Consider the following 15,470-nt stretch of genomic DNA (forward strand, 5'->3'; position numbering starts at 1 on the left):
TTGATTGAACTCGAGAAGCACTTTAATTCGGTGCTGCTGACAACGTTGTGTCAGCAGCTATATGAAATATTTATTTATCAACAAACAGCTGGACTAAAAGAGGGTTTTCCGCAGCCAACCACACACATACCCCACATAGCGACAGTGAGTAGATAATATTCAACGCTCGTTCGTAGTTTGCATGGTCTGAGACCTTGGATAACAAGTCGCCTAAGGCCACCCATATAATATGGGTCGAGACATTAAGTATTGCGAGCCAAGTAACAAGAACTAAGGTGCTGTATGAATCAAAGGTAGCTTCCGCTTGTTCGGAAAACAGAGTAAACATCAGAAAAACCATCAACCAACCTTTGCTGTTCAACAACTGAATCACAAGGCCGTTTACAAAGCCAAGCTTAGGTTTCTGCGAGTCTTTTTTTCCTACTTCGGCCACTAAAAATGTGTACGACAAATACAACAAATATCCAAGCCCAAACAGTTGAATAAAGTGCATTGTACTTTGATAAGACTGAACAAATTCAGCCAAGCCATATCCAATCAATAGAGATTTAATGACAAAAACCGTGTCAACTCCCGCAACTAAAGGCATTGACCGTTTCAATCCTACTTGTGCTCCCGACGCAGCAAAGACGATGTTGGCTGGACCCGGACTAAAAACAAGTGGAAACATAACCCCTAACCAGATGATAAAAAAGCTCACTACTACCTCCTCAATACAATGATGAACTGGCGGTAATGCTAGGTTTTACTTAGATTTGGGTCTTGTACAAAATTGAAAACGAATCAACTTTTTAGTGTGACCTATTGACCCTGTAGTTTGACGGACTTACGCCAAATGCTTTCTTAAAGTTCCGGGTGAAATGGCTTTGGTCATAGAAGCCACATGCCAAAGAAACATCAACACAAGTATTGCCAAGAGCGAGCATACCTTTTGCTTTGTTCACTTTGGTGAGCAACAAAAACTGATGAGGTGTTACACCAAACAAGGACTTAAAGTCTCGAATAATCTGAAACTTGGTTAGGTTGGTGAGTATTTCTAATTCATCAAGTGAAGGGTTTTCTGCAAAATTTTCCGTCAAATAATCCCGCGCGAGCATTGCCCCGCGCGTACATAGTGTCTGAGATTGATTATGTTCGACCTGACCATAGCTTCGAAAAAGCTGTTCGATGGCTAAGGTAAACAGACTTTGTTTAGACAGGTCCAAACTGTTTAACTCCAAAGAAACATGGAGTTTCAACAAACTCGTAAACAGTTCTGGGTTGTTAAGAATTGGGCCATCAATAGAAATGTCTAGGTGGCTGACTTGATTGTCAAAGTAACTAGAGAGTGTCGCTGCGTCAAAATAGAACATTCGGTAGCGCCATCCATCCGAATGACCTGCGAACCCAGTATGAATCTCACCTGGATTGATAGCAACGATATGGTTTTCAGGCACCAAAACATTTTGACCTCGGTAGAACAAACCTTCGGCACCGCTCTCAATGACCCCTATTGCCAATTCATCGTGCCAATGTTTTGTGAACTCAAATTTTTTGTAGTGAGCAGATAATAGCTGAACACCTTCAAATGTCGGATTCGACCAGATTTTCGATTGTTCCAAATTGCTACTACTCTTGTCCTTGAGTGAGTGAAACATCAAACCATCATTACAATTAATGGCTGTGCTTGTGATAATTACACAATCTATGTATTCTATCAATTACGGCTTAACTTAAAGTTAATCGCAAACACAGCAATTTGAGACAATTTTTTTCTTCGCCCTCCTGTCACAATACATTTTGTGTATCGGCCATTAATCTCAAGTGAGAAGAACATGATCAAATATCTAATCACAACATCTGTGGTCTTCGGCCTGATTAATATCGGCCTGTGGCTAGACGTCAGTTGTGATATTGGTATGTTTGACGCAGTCTTCTACTGGTTTGTCTCAACCTTCTCCATTAATACCTCTTTAATTTCTGAAATCAGCGAACTGACTTTGTTTTTGTTGTGGTAGTTTATTCATATTGGATAACAACGTGACTTGTTCTAATAGGTCACTTAGCTGTTCAAATCGACCTCACCTAACACGTCAACTAAACTCCCTTCTTAAAATGCAACTAACCGCATAACGTCCTAGACTTTAAAAATCACGAGTGATCACTTGGTCTGGAGATGAGTGAGCTAAAAAAAACTGTCTATTTATTGTGTAGAAGCTTTGGTCTAGTGAGGCTTGCGTCGTGGTTCAATAGAAAAAAAGTCATCATTTTGTGTTTCCACTCCAAATCGGAGTTGGATGAACATGAGTTTTGGCCGGGCGTTTTTATTTCTGATTCTCAACTTGAGAATCTACTGGACTACCTCAAACGCTCCCATTTCAATGTGATTAGTTTGCAGGAGGCCAAAAGGCATTTAGCGGGAGAAGTGAGCTACGATTATCCTTTAGTGCTCACGGTCGATGATGGCTGGAAAACAAGTCTTGATGGCCTATTGCCTCGCTTTGAAGCGTATCAGTTTCCATCCACCACTTATATCACGACTTACTACTGTGACCACCAAATACCTGTCATCAATGTCTTGCTTCAATACTGGCTATGGAAATCGCCAAACACTGATTTGGTTGTTGATTTTCGAGGTAAGAAATGTGCATTTTCTGGTGATACCAGCTCGATCGTCTCTCAGATAGAAAGCTTTATCGCTGAATTTGACGATGTCGATAAGCTCGCCTTTTTAGAGGGTATTGCCGACGCACTCGGAATGCCTAAAACTGATATCGCTTCTAGGCGTTTTCACAACGCGACATATACAGAAATAGCCAACCTTTCTCAAAATGAGATGCACGATTTTCAGCTGCATACTCATACCCATCGACTACCCGAAAAAGCCGATTTGATAAAACACCAAATCGAAACCAACCGAGAACGACTACGTTCAAAAACTATAGAAAACAGCAAATTAACTCATTTTTGCTACCCGAGTGGAATTTGGAATGAAAACCATCTGCCTACCCTTAAAAATCTGGGCATAGAAACTGCAACTACCCTTGATGAGGGATTGAACGAGGTCGGTTGTGACCTGCTCAAATTGAAACGCAACTTAGTGATGGATAACCGTTCGCTCAACCACCTCCTGTTTTCAATTAGTGGTCTTGCAGATGTTTCAAGAGCACTCTTTGGAAATAGTAAACCAAGGAAATAACTGAATTTATTTACTTCGGGGGAAGCCAATGGAAACGTCGCAAAATGAGAGTCAAATTAGAATTGCTTACCCACTGGAAATAGCAAAACTCCAAAGAACTCAAAAGCGTCTTAGACGTCAGCTGCGCCAACAGGTCAGCGGGCGTAAAGTGCGAGTTGCTATCCTCGGAGGCTCTACCACACAACCTATTGCTGAATTCATCGAACTCTTTTTGTTGCACGCTGGGCTGCAGGCCGACATTTATCAATCTGATTTCAATCGCTTTTATGAAGAAGCCGTGTTTGACAACCCAACTTTACAGGCATTTTCGCCCGATTTTATTTATCTACACACATCAAGCCTAAATATTTGCAACTGGCCAGAGATTGCTGACAGTAAAAACGTTGTGCAAGAGAAAGTGAATTTAGAGTTTCAAAGGCTCGAAGAAATGTGGACTTCCCTACAACAAAAGTATTCGGCGACCATTATTCAAAACAACTTTGAACTTCCATTTTCACGGCCTATGGGCAACTTAGACTCAACTGTTGAACAAGGTAAAACCCGCTTTGTTAATGCACTCAATCAACGCCTGTCTGATTACGCTCAAAAACAAACTAACTTCATTTTGCACGACTTAAACTACCTATCATCTTGGTTTGGTTTACAAAAATGGTACGACAAAAATCAGTGGTACAACTACAAATACGCCATGTCGAGTGATGCTTTTCCAGAACTGGCACACAGTATTGCTTCACAAATGCTAAGCACTTTAGGCTTTAGCAAAAAAGTCTTGGTTTGCGACTTAGACAATACCCTTTGGGGCGGTATCATCGGTGATGATGGGGCAGACAACATCGCAATTGGGGAAAGTAGTGCTCAAGCCCAAGCCTACACCGAATGGCAAGCCTATCTAAAACAGCTAAAACAAAAAGGGGTACTGCTAACTGTTTGCAGTAAAAACGAACGCGCCATTGCCCTTAAAGGCCTAGAGCACTCAGAAAGTGTGCTCGATATAAGTGACTTCTCTGATTTTGTTGCCAACTGGAACAACAAAGATAACAACATTATCGAATCCGCGAATCGACTGAACCTTGGCGTTGATTCATTTGCTTTTGTTGACGACAACCCAGCTGAACGAGAGTTGGTCACTCACGGTTTACCTTCTGTTTTTGTCCCAAATCTTGGGGATGACGTCACTCAGTACATTAGCATTCTCGATAAATCCGGTTGTTTCGAAACTCAAACCATCAATGCTGACGATTTAAGCCGCAGCAAAATGTACGCAGACAATACGCAGAGACAACATGCCGCAAACTCTTACGCCAATTACGATGATTATTTGGCATCGTTACAGATGTCCGCCCAAATTGGTCCATTAGACGATTCCAACATGTCACGTGTTACGCAGCTCGTGAATAAAACCAATCAGTTCAATCTCACCACGCTGCGTCTTAACCAAGACCAACTGCAAACCCGTACAGAAGCTGGCAGCTATCTAAATATAGTGGCGTCACTAAACGACAAGTTTGGTGACAACGGCATTGTTTCATTTGTGTCTGGAAAGACGGAGGGTTCTACACTAACCCTAGATATGTGGTTAATGAGTTGCCGTGTTTTTAAACGAACTCTCGAATTTTCAATCTTCGAAGAAGTAAAAAGACAGTCAATATTGGCGGGTATCAAGAGTATTGTCGGCATCTACAAGCCGACGAAGAAAAATGGCCTAGTGTCAGAGTTCTACCAGCAATTGGGCTTTGAAAAAATCACTCAGTTTGAAGATGGGGAAACTCATTGGCGTCTCGAATTATCAGACCAAAAATCAAGGTTTAATTCTCCAATTGAAATTTGTACAAACTAATAACACAACAAAGAAAATCGAGAGGGCTGAACATGAATATATTGCATACACTGACCGAAATAGTCACTGATATCTTGGACGAAGAAGATCTCACGGTAACCGAAGCCACCTCTCCTGAAGATTCTGACGAATGGGATTCAATGGCGCAGATACAAATTATCGAAGCCATCGAAAACGAGTTTTCAACCAAATTTAGTTTGCAAGAAATCGAGCAGCTCAACCAACTAGTAACCGTAGGTGATACTGCGCGATTTGTAGAACATAAGCTCGCACACAACTAACAAATAAGCTTAGAAAAGGTATATGGGAGCATGACCATGTTGGCACAGGAAACCATAAGTAATCAGGCAGAAAAAGAAGAGCAAAGCGGCTCAGAAATAGGTTTAAGCATCAGCTCTTTGCTCACCCGTATCAATTCACTTACTCTTAAACTACGCCAGCTAAAAGCTAATGAAAGTGTGGTCTCACTAGCAAGCGACATGGCAGACCAGTTTAACAAGGTGATCGTTGGCAGTGGCTATGACCACTATTCACCTGAGCTAAGAACTCTATTTGAACAAACTCAAAGCTTGGCCCATCCACAACAAGTCATCACAAGCCATTGTTTACTCTTGTTGTTAATGCAGCGCTCATTAAAGCAATCATCATTTAGCCACCTACCTGAAACAAACCAGATGTCAGTATAAGATTGGTTTGATTTTTTGGTGAGCGAAATTGAATCGGGAAACTACCATAGTGTTTATGGCGACGATTACTTTGCCAAAGACTGTGCCATTGCCAATCTGAGCCTGTGGCCCACTAGCACTATTGGTCACTATGAATTAAGAGCCCTTCCTCGTCGATTCATCGTAAACAGTGGCGCAAAACAATTCGCTTCTGGATTAGACATGTTGCTTCGAAAACTCAGTAACCATACCCAAGCCATGTATGAGTTTCACATGGAAGACAGAAGACGTTCACCCCACTTTTTGAAACCTGGTTGGCAGCGTTTTTTCAAAGAGATGGCAACCCGACTTGAGCATGAACCTCAAATTTCGGGTATCTATACTCAAAGTTGGTTCTGGGACCCTTCGTTAGCCAAAATTTCTCCCAAAATGGCCTACCTGACTGAACTCCCTCGACAGGGAGGCGCTAAGTTTTACTTTGCAAAAACCTGTGACGACTCAAGTCACGTTGCCTTAGATAATAAAAAGAGAATGAAACTTTACTCTCAAGGCGAATATGTGCCCAAAGAGTACCTAATGATTTGGCCACGCAAAGCATTGATTAACTGGGTTAGCAAAATGTAACAGCGTCAACATCTCAACTTAAATTGGTTTCTTTCAACCAATACTATCGATAGACAACATAACGGAATCGGGTCGCCAGTATTCAAATTCGCAGTCCATCAATACACCGTGTTGATTGTAGTTCACGCGACAAATCTTAAGCACTGGCTGACCTTCAACGAGATTAAGCGCTTTCGCCACGTTTTGAGGCGCGGCGGTAGGAATCACGTCAAACTTAGATCGTTGCGTTTGGTAACCAAACTTATTCTTGTAAATTGACGTTAAAGATTGAGAAAGATCTTCACGCAAAATTCCGTTAAACAGCGATTGTTTGAGAACATTTTCCACAAACAATACCGGCCTTTCATCTATAAATCTCAGCCTTTGAATGACATAAACCGAACTCATAGAGGATAATTCAAGCGCTGTGGCGCAATCACCCGTCGCAATTTCGCTGGTCACACCTACTAGTTGCGTTCGTGCTTTTCTATTTTGATCTGTGATCATTTGATGAAAGTGACACCGTGACAATGGATTGTAACGAATTCGATCTGGAGACACATACCAACCTCGCCGTTCTTCTCGATATATCACCCCTTCGTTTTCCAAAGAAACCAGCGCCTCTTTAACAGTAATTCGGGTGGTTGAAAACAGCTCACTCAGCTCGCGCTCAGAAGGCAGTTTCTGGCGTTTCACCAACAATCCCGAATGAATTTGGTCTCTAATAAGCTGCCTGATTCGCCCAGTTTGTGTAATTGGCTGATTTTGCGCTTTTTGTTGCACTTGTTTCTGCAAGGCTCGTTGTTGAAATACTTGGCTTTGAAAAGACTGACGTTGATTCATCTTTGAGGAATGACCTGACCTAGTCCAAGGGTTAATCGACACACCTTAATCGCGCAAAATAACAAATTGATGACAGAAGCTAAGACTTAACCCTTGAAACAAAACTGACACCTAAGTGATTAAAAAGTGTCAACTTTCTAACGCGAAATCGTCACATTTCAGGCCTAGCATAAATTTCGAATTTACTGACCTAGTCCAGAAGGATAGCGACAATGAAAACTCTACTAAGCCGTAAAACGTTAGTGCCTGCTGCACTGATTGCCACGACTTTTTCACCATTAAGCTCAGCATCAGATTTGGAATCACTGATTGCCGCCGCTCAAAAAGAAGGCCAAGTTTATAGTGTGGGGATGCCTGATAGCTGGGCGAACTGGAAAGACACTTGGGCCGACCTAAGCAACGACTATGGCCTAAAGCACCAAGACACTGACATGAGCTCGGCTCAAGAAATTGCAAAGTTTGAAGCAGAGAAGAAAAACGCCACTGCTGATATTGGTGATGTTGGCTTTGCATTTGCACGAGTAGCCGTGAAAAAAGGGGTAACACAGCCATACAAACCCTCTACTTGGGCAGACATTCCAAACTGGGCGAAAGACAATGATGGCCATTGGGCATTAGCTTACACAGGTACCATTTCTTTCATCTCTAACAACAACTTGGTTAAAAATCCCCCTAAGTCTTGGGATGACTTACTAAAAGGCGACTACAAAGTTACCGTTGGTGATGTGGGTGTTGCAGCGCAAGCTAACAACGCCGTTCTTGCAGCAGCTTTTGCTAACGGTGGCGATGAAACAAACCTCAAACCAGCGCTTAAGTTCTTTGGAGAACTAGCCAAACAAGGTCGTTTATCCTTTACTGACCCAAGTATCGCTAACTTAGAAAAAGGTGAAGTGGAAGTCGCTATTTTGTGGGACTTCAACGCGCTTAACTATCGCGACAAAATCGACCGTGAGCGTTTTTCAGTCAATATCCCACAAGATGGTTCTGTGATTTCAGGTTACACCACCATCATCAACAAGTATGCGAAAAACCCTAATGCGGCAAAACTTGCACGTGAATACATCTTCAGTGACCAAGGTCAAATCAACCTAGCTGAAGGCTACGCACGCCCTATCCGCACCAACATTACGTTGCCTAAATCGGTTCAAGACAAGTTGATTGCCAACGACCAGTACAGCAACGTTCACCCTGTTACAGACTTCTCCGCTTGGGAAAAGTCCGCACGCAAACTACCGCGCCAGTGGCAGGAAAGTGTCCTTATCCATCAACAATAAGAGAGCGTCACACTATGAGCAATAAGGTCATCCTTGTTGTTCTAGACGGACTCAACTTTCAGGTGGCCCAACAATGTATGGGCTACCTGAATGGTCTTATAGAGCAGCAAAAAGCCTCGTTATACAAAGTGCAAAGTGAACTCCCGTCTTTGTCACGTCCACTTTATGAATGCCTACTTACTGGCACGACGCCTATTGAAAGTGGAATTGTAAGCAATCAGGTGGTGAGATTATCCAATCAAGAGTCCATTTTTAGTTTGGCGAGTTCGCAAAACAAAGTTACTGCGGCGGCGGCCTATCATTGGGTGAGCGAGCTATACAATCGGGCTCCGTATGAGCCCGTGCGAGATAGGTTCACCAATGACCCTACCCTAGCCATTCAACATGGCTGCTTTTACCAATGGGATCATTACCCTGATGAAGCATTGTTTCTTGATGCAGAGAATCTAAGACAAACACATCAGCCTGACTTTTTGCTTATTCACCCAATGAACATAGACGATGCGGGCCATCAACATGGACTGGATTCTTGCCAGTATCGTAATACCGCGCGCCACGCTGACGTTATTCTGTCGAGCTTTTTACCTCAATGGCTTTCAATGGGGTATCAAATCATGGTCACAAGCGATCATGGTATGAACAACGATAAATCCCATGGTGGAACCTTACCGGAAGAACGAGAAGTCCCATTATTTGTTATTGGTGATAAGTTCAACCACCAGCCCAGTTCAGCGGAGTCCAGCTCAATCAAACAAACCCAAATTTGTGGCTCTGTCTGTGAGCTACTGCGATTGGATCATCAAAAGCCGTATTACGGAGCCATGTTAGTCTTATGAGTAGCTCAACCATCACGCAAACGTCGGCTGAAAAGATCAGTCAAAAAAGCCAATTTAGTTGGTTAAGTGCCAAAAAGCCCCTTCTTTTTCTTTTACCGCTGGTCGCCTTTTTTTATTTGTTTCAGCTCGCGCCAATGCTTTGGGTGCTTTTGAATAGTTTCATTTATGACGGTGAACTTTCGCTGGAAAACTACCTAGAGGTCCTCGACTCTCCTTTTATGCTGCAAGCTTTGTACAACAGCTTATGGCTCTCGTTTTGGTCAAGTATTTTGGGACTAATGATCGCGATGTTGCTGGTCGCCTCACTGAGGCGTATAGATTCCAAGATTCGCGATGCGGTGATCGCCTTTACCAATATGAGTAGTAACTTTGCCGGTGTGCCTTTGGCATTTGCCTTCATCATAATCTTAGGGACAAACGGTGCCGTGACCCTATTGCTGAAGCAATATGGGCTACTAGGTGATTTTGATTTGTATGGCAAGTGGGGATTGCTAGCGCTTTATGTCTACTTCCAAATTCCATTGGCCGTGTTATTGCTTTACCCAGCTTTTGATGCCATTGACGATGATTGGCAAGCCGCCGCTGCATTATTGGGCGCAAAACACTGGCAGTTTTGGCAACGAGTAGCAATACCTGTACTTTCTCCAGCCTTGCTCGGTACGTTCATTATTCTCATCGCCAATGCCATTGGCGCTTATGCAAGTGTATATGCGCTCACATCCGGTAATTACAACGTTATCACGGTAAGAATTGCCAGCTTGGTATCGGGAGACTTATTCCTAGAGCCCAACCTCGCCGCGGCAATTTCCGTCATTCTCATGGCGTTACTGGCTCTGATTACCGTCATCAATCAGTGGCTAATCGCCAAAAGCTACACCCAAAAAAGAAATCACAAGTAAACAGTATGAAACCCAATCTCTTATTTCATAAAACCGTGGTGTATTCCGTAGTTGGCATCATGCTGATTCCAATACTGGCCACCCTTGTCTATTCGTTTTCGTCGAGTTGGGGAGCGACCATATTGCCAGACGGTTTCACAATAAACTGGTATCGCGAGTTGTTAACAGACCCAAGATTTGTAGAGGCATTTCTCCGCTCTTTAGTGGTTTGCATTTCAGCTTTGCTGCTGAGTGTCATTTTGATTTTACCGGCCATCTTTGTGGTGTTTTACTATTTCCCAAAACTCGACAAACTCATGAATATCGCAATTCTGTTGCCCTTTGCCGTACCACCTGTCGTATCATCCGTTGGACTTTTGCAGCTTTATGCAGACAGTGATATCCCTATTGTTGGCACGCCGTGGATCCTCATAGGCACCTATTTCACCATTGCCCTACCCTTTATGTACCGAGCGATCGCAAATAGCTTTCAAGCCATTAACCTAAGAGATCTGATGGATGCTGCCCATCTGCTTGGTGCTAGTACCGCTAAGGCGTTTTGGTTAATCATTTTACCTAACCTCAAAAAAGGCTTAATGGCCTCACTGTTTTTGTCTTTCTCTTTTTTGTTAGGCGAGTTTGTGTTTGCCAATATCTTGGTAGGAACCCGCTTTGAGACCCTGCAAATCTATCTCTACAACATGCGCCAGACTAGCGGCCATTTCACATCTGCGTTAGTGATGACTTACTTTATTTTCGTTTTTCTAATGACTTGGCTTGCCAGTCGATTTAGCCAAGGAGCCAAACAATGAGCTACGTAACCGTGAATCAGTTAAGTAAGGCATTTGACCAAAATACCGTATTTGAAAACATTGGTTTTCAGATTGAACAAGGTGAATTCATCACCCTACTTGGCCCCAGTGGCTGCGGAAAATCGACCTTGCTGCGTAGCTTGGCAGGATTGGAATCTGTCGACCAAGGGACAATAGCAGTAGGCGGTGAAGACATCACCCACCTCGCCCCACAGAAGCGGGAAATAGGCATGGTGTTCCAATCATATGCCTTGTTTCCCAATATGACGGTACAAAACAACATTGCCTTTGGCCTAAAGATGCAGAAAGTTGCTCCTGATAACATCGCGCACCAAGTCAAAAAGGTCGTCGAATTGGTCGAGCTAGCAGGCAAAGAACACCACTACCCTCATCAACTTTCTGGCGGCCAACGTCAACGGGTCGCACTTGCTAGAGCATTAGTAGTTAAGCCCAGAATTTTGCTGCTTGATGAACCGCTCTCTGCGCTTGATGCCAAGATTCGAAAACACTTGCGTCAGCAGATTCGGGAAATACAAAAAGAGATGAATCTAACGACGATATTTGTCACCCATGATCAGGAAGAAGCCATGATCATGTCGGATCGAATATTTTTGATGAATCAGGGAGAAATTGTTCAGTCCGGTTCACCAGAGCAAATCTATACCAATCCTGCTAACGAGTTTGTCGCCGGCTTTATGGGCCACTACAATTTGGTCGATTCTCACCAAGCCAAACAGCTCTTTGATATCCAAACCAATCACAAAGTCGCGGTACGGCCCGAGTCTATCTATGTCAAAGAAGATGGTCACCATTACGGAGAGCATATTTCCAAACCGCGTACTGGCACGATTAAAAGCCATCAAGTACTGGGGAACGTGATTCGCTATCAAGTGGATGTCGAAAACTGTGAGTTAACCGTTGACCTACTCAACCGTTCATCAGAACGTTTGCTTGAGGACGGCAATCAACTTGAGCTGTTATTCAACCTTAACGAAATCCAACCCGTGGGAGCTTAAACATGTCACAGCCGTTGTATGTGTTTGATTTGGATGAAACGCTAATCAAAGAAGATTGCTCAATATTGTGGGCTCAATTTTTAGTCGATCAGCGAATTGCTACTCAGCCCGGATTTTTGGAAGAAGACCGACGTTTAATGGACCTCTACGCCGAAGGCAAAATGAACCTCGATGACTACCTGAATTTTGCAATGGGCCCATTACTAAACATACCTGTTGAGGAGGTCCGTCGACTTGCCGAACAATGCGTATTAGAACATGTGCTTCCAACACACTTTGCGCAAGCCAAAGCGCTTATCGAACAGTTAACTCGTGACAACATCGATATGGTGATCATATCTGCGAGCGTTAGCTTCCTGGTAGAAGCCACGGCCAAGCATCTAGGCGTTGAGCACGCACTTGGCGTGGATTTAGTCGAGCATCACGGAAAGTTCTCTACCGAAATCGCAGGTGTACCCAGTTATCGAGAAGGCAAAGTCACAAGGTTACAACAGTGGATGGAAGCACAAGATAAACCATACTCTGAAATACATTTCTACACCGATTCAATTAATGACCTGCCTATGTGCCAATACGCCGACCACGCCTATTTGGTCAATCCATGCGAACAGTTGAGGCAATATCATGACCAATTCACAGTTTTAAGCTGGGTTTGATTGCTACGTCTTCACAAATAGTCATTTTCCAGTGCTTACCATCAAACCTAAAGGGTAGATACAGTAACTAAATCACTGCTGTGATTTCAAAAGCCCGACTGTCTCTACCCCCACCTATTTGCACTTCATCACCTAAGTATTTTCCTTTTAATTCTTGTCCGAGCGGCGCTTGCAGGGTCACACTACGCACTGAGATCCCAGCTACCGTCACTTGCACGCCACCCGCAATTGGTGCCAAAAAATACCAAGACTGTTGGACGGAATCACCACTTGAATCTAACACCACAGGTTCGAGCTTAACCAAAGCCGACAAACCGATAGGCGTATCTTCTGTAAATTCTCTTAACACTAGCTCGTTGTACAATCGAATGTTCTCTTCACATTCAGCCACTCGCTGCGCCTGCCCGTGTGCCAAATAGGCCGCTTCTAGTGCCAAAGTATCGTATTTATGTTCTGGGACGGTTTCTTCATCCGTAGCTGATTCGATGGCAGTCTGAGCGGCGCTTAGTGCAGTCTTATGGACTCGGTGCAACTCTTCTAAAAACGCCTGTCGGACATCAGACTTATTCATATTTATGCTTCTTTCAATTTTGAGGCTGTTAGAATAGCCGCTCAGCTAGAGAAAAGGGAAGGTTTTACATGCTCGGTCAGGCGATTCAACACAGTTTGCAACAAACGTTCGGATTTAATGAACTTCGCAAAGGCCAAGAGGCGGTCGTGAGTAATGTATTACAAGGTCATTCAAGTGCAGCGATTTTTCCAACGGGTTCAGGCAAATCTTTGTGCTATCAGCTTCCCGCACTACACCTCCCCCATTTAACTCTGGTCATTTCTCCGTTGCTTGCGCTGATTAAAGATCAAATTCAATTTCTAAAAAGTAAAGGCATCAACGCAGAATCAATCGATTCAACCCAAGACCGAGCCACCACGCAAAAAATCATGCAATCTGTGCGCAATGGCTCGACTAAGATTCTGATGATTTCGGTAGAACGACTCAACAATGAGCGTTTCCGACAGTTCATTTCGCAAGTTCCAATTTCAATGATGGTAGTTGACGAGGCACACTGTATCTCAGAATGGGGGCACAATTTCCGACCGGACTATCTAAAACTACCTAACTACCAAAAAGCATTAAACATTCCACAAGTTCTATTACTTACCGCTACCGCCACCCCGCAAGTTATCGCGGATATGCAGAGCAAATTTTCAATCAAACCCGAGCACATTACGGTGACGGGTTTTTACCGTGCTAATTTGACACTCGACATCAGACCCAGCTTGGCAGAAGAGAGGCTTTCTAAGTTAAGTCATATCGTTCAGCAAGGTCCAACTGAGCCAACCATTGTGTACGTCACTTTGCAGCACACTGCCGAGCAAGTTGCTCAGCAGTTAAAACAAAATGGCATCAACGCAGTGGCTTATCATGCAGGCCTAAAAAGCGACGTTCGAGAGCAAATCCAACAAGCGTTTATGCAAGGAGCTGTCCCTTGTATTGTGGCGACCATTGCTTTTGGCATGGGCGTAGATAAATCTGATATTCGCCGAGTGATTCATTTTGATTTACCTAAATCTATCGAAAACTATTCGCAAGAGATTGGTCGTGCCGGGCGAGATGGTGAAGACTCCCAGTGTGTCCTACTTGGAGATAAATCGGGGCTCACCGTGTTGGAAAACTTTGTCTACGGTGATACTCCTGACGAAGAGGCAATTCAACATCTTATAGAGACAATTTACGACGCCGATAATGAATGGAGCATTATGCTTAATCGGCTTTCTCAAGAGACAAATATTCGATTGCTCCCACTCAAAACTCTGTTAGTTTACTTGGAATTAAAAGGCGTAATTGAGCCAAAGTACTCCTACTTCGCGGATTACCGCTTCAAACTAAATCAAAGCCAAACGGCTATCACAGAACGCTTTCAAGGCGAGCGAAAAACATTTGTTGATGCCATTTTCCAATGTTCACAAAAAGCCAAAACGTGGCATACGTTAGATTTTGACTCCTTATGGCACAACTACGCAGCAGAACGCAGTCGTGTGGTTGCTGCACTCGACTACTTTAATGAAAACGGCTGGATAGAGCTCGAGAGCAAACAAATCACCGATGTTTATCAGGTACTGAAGACTTCCCGACCCCCACGTGAGCTGGCGGCTGAGATTTATCAGCTTTTCGAACAAAAAGAAGCCAGCGAAATAACACGAATCAAAAACATGGTCACCTTTTTTGAAGAAACACGTTGCCTTAGCCATAGACTGGCTGGCTATTTTGCTGATCAAAATGCACCACAACACTGTAATCACTGTTCCGTCTGCAACGGTAATATTGCAGTACTACCAGCCTCAAAATCCTTGAGCATTAACAATGAGCAAGTTACTGCGTGGTTGGCTCCATATCTCAAGGCAAAACAAGGGCAATCCAAACCAAAGGCACTAGCGCGATTCTTATGTGGTATCACCACTCCGGAATCTACCAAATTAAAAGCGAAGAAAATGGAAGGGTTTGGCAAGCTTGAGAAAGTACCTTTTTCGGAAGTGCTTAAGTTAATCACAACCCGTTAGCTGATATAAAACAAAATGTAGTCAGTATGTCCGATTACCAATATTTGACCACGATTTTCCCTGCCAAATTCGTCCCACCATTACCTTACTCAGATTGGTTTATATGAGGAGTATCTAAGCACTGTTGACTAAAACCTAATTCGTTATCTGCATATTTGACTTAGGTAAATTTTGATAATTTGCTCAAAGCATCACCAATTGAGAACAACCTCTGTATACAAAATATAAGAGACATTTATCACATGACTTATAAAGCAGAAAATGAATGGATTAGATCACAGGCGTCATTCCTTGAAGAGGACGTCGAATTCGG

At 43.4% G+C, this 15,470-nt stretch carries 17 protein-coding genes; 13 read left to right on the forward strand and 4 right to left on the reverse strand.

Features of this window, described 5'->3' with window-relative positions; all coding sequences use genetic code 11:
* Positions 1–70: 70 nt before the first annotated feature.
* The gene (locus ACXAFJ_RS07970) at positions 71–700 is read right to left on the reverse strand and encodes a LysE family translocator (RefSeq protein ID WP_475322630.1); all 630 of its coding nucleotides are present in this window, start codon (positions 698–700) and stop codon (positions 71–73) included.
* 91 nt (positions 701–791) lie between these two features.
* A complete protein-coding gene (locus ACXAFJ_RS07975; RefSeq protein ID WP_475322631.1) occupies positions 792–1,637 on the reverse strand; it encodes an AraC family transcriptional regulator in 846 nt (281 codons plus the stop codon).
* A gap of 177 nt (positions 1,638–1,814) precedes the next feature.
* Between ACXAFJ_RS07975 and ACXAFJ_RS07980 the strand changes: the two genes are divergently transcribed.
* The 6 genes from ACXAFJ_RS07980 (at position 1,815) to ACXAFJ_RS08005 (ending at position 6,304) form a co-directional block, all read left to right on the forward strand.
* A complete protein-coding gene (locus tag ACXAFJ_RS07980) occupies positions 1,815–1,997 on the forward strand; it encodes a hypothetical protein (RefSeq protein ID WP_475322633.1) in 183 nt (60 codons plus the stop codon).
* 158 nt (positions 1,998–2,155) lie between these two features.
* Entirely contained in the window at positions 2,156–3,178 is a 1,023-nt protein-coding gene (locus tag ACXAFJ_RS07985; protein WP_475322634.1) for a polysaccharide deacetylase family protein, read from the forward strand.
* Positions 3,179–3,206: 28 nt separating this feature from the next.
* A complete protein-coding gene (locus tag ACXAFJ_RS07990; RefSeq protein ID WP_475322635.1) occupies positions 3,207–5,015 on the forward strand; it encodes an HAD-IIIC family phosphatase in 1,809 nt (602 codons plus the stop codon).
* Positions 5,016–5,047: 32 nt separating this feature from the next.
* The gene (locus ACXAFJ_RS07995; RefSeq protein WP_475322637.1) at positions 5,048–5,296 is read left to right on the forward strand and encodes an acyl carrier protein; all 249 of its coding nucleotides are present in this window, start codon (positions 5,048–5,050) and stop codon (positions 5,294–5,296) included.
* 36 nt (positions 5,297–5,332) lie between these two features.
* The gene (locus tag ACXAFJ_RS08000; protein WP_475322638.1) at positions 5,333–5,701 is read left to right on the forward strand and encodes a hypothetical protein; all 369 of its coding nucleotides are present in this window, start codon (positions 5,333–5,335) and stop codon (positions 5,699–5,701) included.
* Positions 5,702–5,719: 18 nt separating this feature from the next.
* A complete protein-coding gene (locus ACXAFJ_RS08005; protein ID WP_475322639.1) occupies positions 5,720–6,304 on the forward strand; it encodes a hypothetical protein in 585 nt (194 codons plus the stop codon).
* Positions 6,305–6,337: 33 nt separating this feature from the next.
* Here the strand turns inward: ACXAFJ_RS08005 and ACXAFJ_RS08010 are convergent, their stop codons facing one another.
* Positions 6,338–7,066 (reverse strand): UTRA domain-containing protein, encoded by a 729-nt coding sequence (locus tag ACXAFJ_RS08010; protein WP_475324087.1) that lies wholly within the window; start codon positions 7,064–7,066, stop codon positions 6,338–6,340.
* A gap of 272 nt (positions 7,067–7,338) precedes the next feature.
* On the opposite strand from ACXAFJ_RS08010, the gene ACXAFJ_RS08015 reads away from it, so the two are divergent.
* From ACXAFJ_RS08015 to ACXAFJ_RS08040, 6 genes are read left to right on the forward strand one after another with little or no spacing between them, the layout of a single operon-like run.
* Positions 7,339–8,400 (forward strand): ABC transporter substrate-binding protein, encoded by a 1,062-nt coding sequence (locus ACXAFJ_RS08015; protein ID WP_475322641.1) that lies wholly within the window; start codon positions 7,339–7,341, stop codon positions 8,398–8,400.
* A 14-nt stretch (positions 8,401–8,414) separates the two neighbouring features.
* Positions 8,415–9,236 carry an alkaline phosphatase family protein gene (locus tag ACXAFJ_RS08020; RefSeq protein WP_475322642.1) on the forward strand — a complete coding sequence of 274 codons (822 nt, stop codon included), beginning with the start codon at positions 8,415–8,417 and terminating at the stop codon, positions 9,234–9,236.
* Positions 9,233–10,135 carry an ABC transporter permease gene (locus ACXAFJ_RS08025; protein ID WP_475322643.1) on the forward strand — a complete coding sequence of 301 codons (903 nt, stop codon included), beginning with the start codon at positions 9,233–9,235 and terminating at the stop codon, positions 10,133–10,135. Before ACXAFJ_RS08020 ends, ACXAFJ_RS08025 begins: the two co-directional genes overlap by 4 nt.
* 5 nt (positions 10,136–10,140) lie before the next feature.
* Complete coding sequence (locus ACXAFJ_RS08030; RefSeq protein ID WP_475322645.1) at positions 10,141–10,926, forward strand: ABC transporter permease; 786 nt, start codon at positions 10,141–10,143, stop codon at positions 10,924–10,926.
* Positions 10,923–11,942, forward strand: a complete 1,020-nt coding sequence (locus ACXAFJ_RS08035; protein WP_475322646.1) for an ABC transporter ATP-binding protein — start codon at positions 10,923–10,925, stop codon at positions 11,940–11,942. Before ACXAFJ_RS08030 ends, ACXAFJ_RS08035 begins: the two co-directional genes overlap by 4 nt.
* Positions 11,943–11,944: 2 nt before the next feature.
* On the forward strand, positions 11,945–12,598 hold the full coding sequence (locus tag ACXAFJ_RS08040; RefSeq protein WP_475322647.1) for an HAD family hydrolase: 654 nt from the start codon (positions 11,945–11,947) through the stop codon (positions 12,596–12,598).
* 67 nt (positions 12,599–12,665) lie between these two features.
* On the opposite strand, the gene ACXAFJ_RS08045 is transcribed toward ACXAFJ_RS08040, so the two are convergent.
* Positions 12,666–13,169 carry a transcription elongation factor gene (locus tag ACXAFJ_RS08045; protein WP_475322648.1) on the reverse strand — a complete coding sequence of 168 codons (504 nt, stop codon included), beginning with the start codon at positions 13,167–13,169 and terminating at the stop codon, positions 12,666–12,668.
* A 68-nt stretch (positions 13,170–13,237) separates the two neighbouring features.
* Between ACXAFJ_RS08045 and ACXAFJ_RS08050 the strand changes: the two genes are divergently transcribed.
* Complete coding sequence (locus ACXAFJ_RS08050; RefSeq protein ID WP_475322650.1) at positions 13,238–15,157, forward strand: RecQ family ATP-dependent DNA helicase; 1,920 nt, start codon at positions 13,238–13,240, stop codon at positions 15,155–15,157.
* The last annotated feature ends 313 nt before the right edge of the window (positions 15,158–15,470 follow it).

It is taken from the genome of Vibrio sp. ABH4_348 (genome assembly GCF_056159765.1).

Excerpts from the sequence above, each read along its gene's own strand:
- ACXAFJ_RS07975 (WP_475322631.1), bottom strand. The coding sequence starts at position 1,637 with ATGTTTCACTCACTCAAGGACAAGAGTAGTAGCAATTTGGAACAATCG.
- ACXAFJ_RS07980 (WP_475322633.1), top strand. The coding sequence starts at position 1,815 with ATGATCAAATATCTAATCACAACATCTGTGGTCTTCGGCCTGATTAAT.
- ACXAFJ_RS07985 (WP_475322634.1), top strand. The coding sequence starts at position 2,156 with ATGAGTGAGCTAAAAAAAACTGTCTATTTATTGTGTAGAAGCTTTGGT.
- ACXAFJ_RS07990 (WP_475322635.1), top strand. The coding sequence starts at position 3,207 with ATGGAAACGTCGCAAAATGAGAGTCAAATTAGAATTGCTTACCCACTG.
- ACXAFJ_RS07995 (WP_475322637.1), top strand. The coding sequence starts at position 5,048 with ATGAATATATTGCATACACTGACCGAAATAGTCACTGATATCTTGGAC.
- ACXAFJ_RS08000 (WP_475322638.1), top strand. The coding sequence starts at position 5,333 with ATGTTGGCACAGGAAACCATAAGTAATCAGGCAGAAAAAGAAGAGCAA.
- ACXAFJ_RS08015 (WP_475322641.1), top strand. The coding sequence starts at position 7,339 with ATGAAAACTCTACTAAGCCGTAAAACGTTAGTGCCTGCTGCACTGATT.
- ACXAFJ_RS08020 (WP_475322642.1), top strand. The coding sequence starts at position 8,415 with ATGAGCAATAAGGTCATCCTTGTTGTTCTAGACGGACTCAACTTTCAG.
- ACXAFJ_RS08025 (WP_475322643.1), top strand. The coding sequence starts at position 9,233 with ATGAGTAGCTCAACCATCACGCAAACGTCGGCTGAAAAGATCAGTCAA.
- ACXAFJ_RS08030 (WP_475322645.1), top strand. The coding sequence starts at position 10,141 with ATGAAACCCAATCTCTTATTTCATAAAACCGTGGTGTATTCCGTAGTT.
- ACXAFJ_RS08035 (WP_475322646.1), top strand. The coding sequence starts at position 10,923 with ATGAGCTACGTAACCGTGAATCAGTTAAGTAAGGCATTTGACCAAAAT.
- ACXAFJ_RS08040 (WP_475322647.1), top strand. The coding sequence starts at position 11,945 with ATGTCACAGCCGTTGTATGTGTTTGATTTGGATGAAACGCTAATCAAA.
- ACXAFJ_RS08045 (WP_475322648.1), bottom strand. The coding sequence starts at position 13,169 with ATGAATAAGTCTGATGTCCGACAGGCGTTTTTAGAAGAGTTGCACCGA.
- ACXAFJ_RS08050 (WP_475322650.1), top strand. The coding sequence starts at position 13,238 with ATGCTCGGTCAGGCGATTCAACACAGTTTGCAACAAACGTTCGGATTT.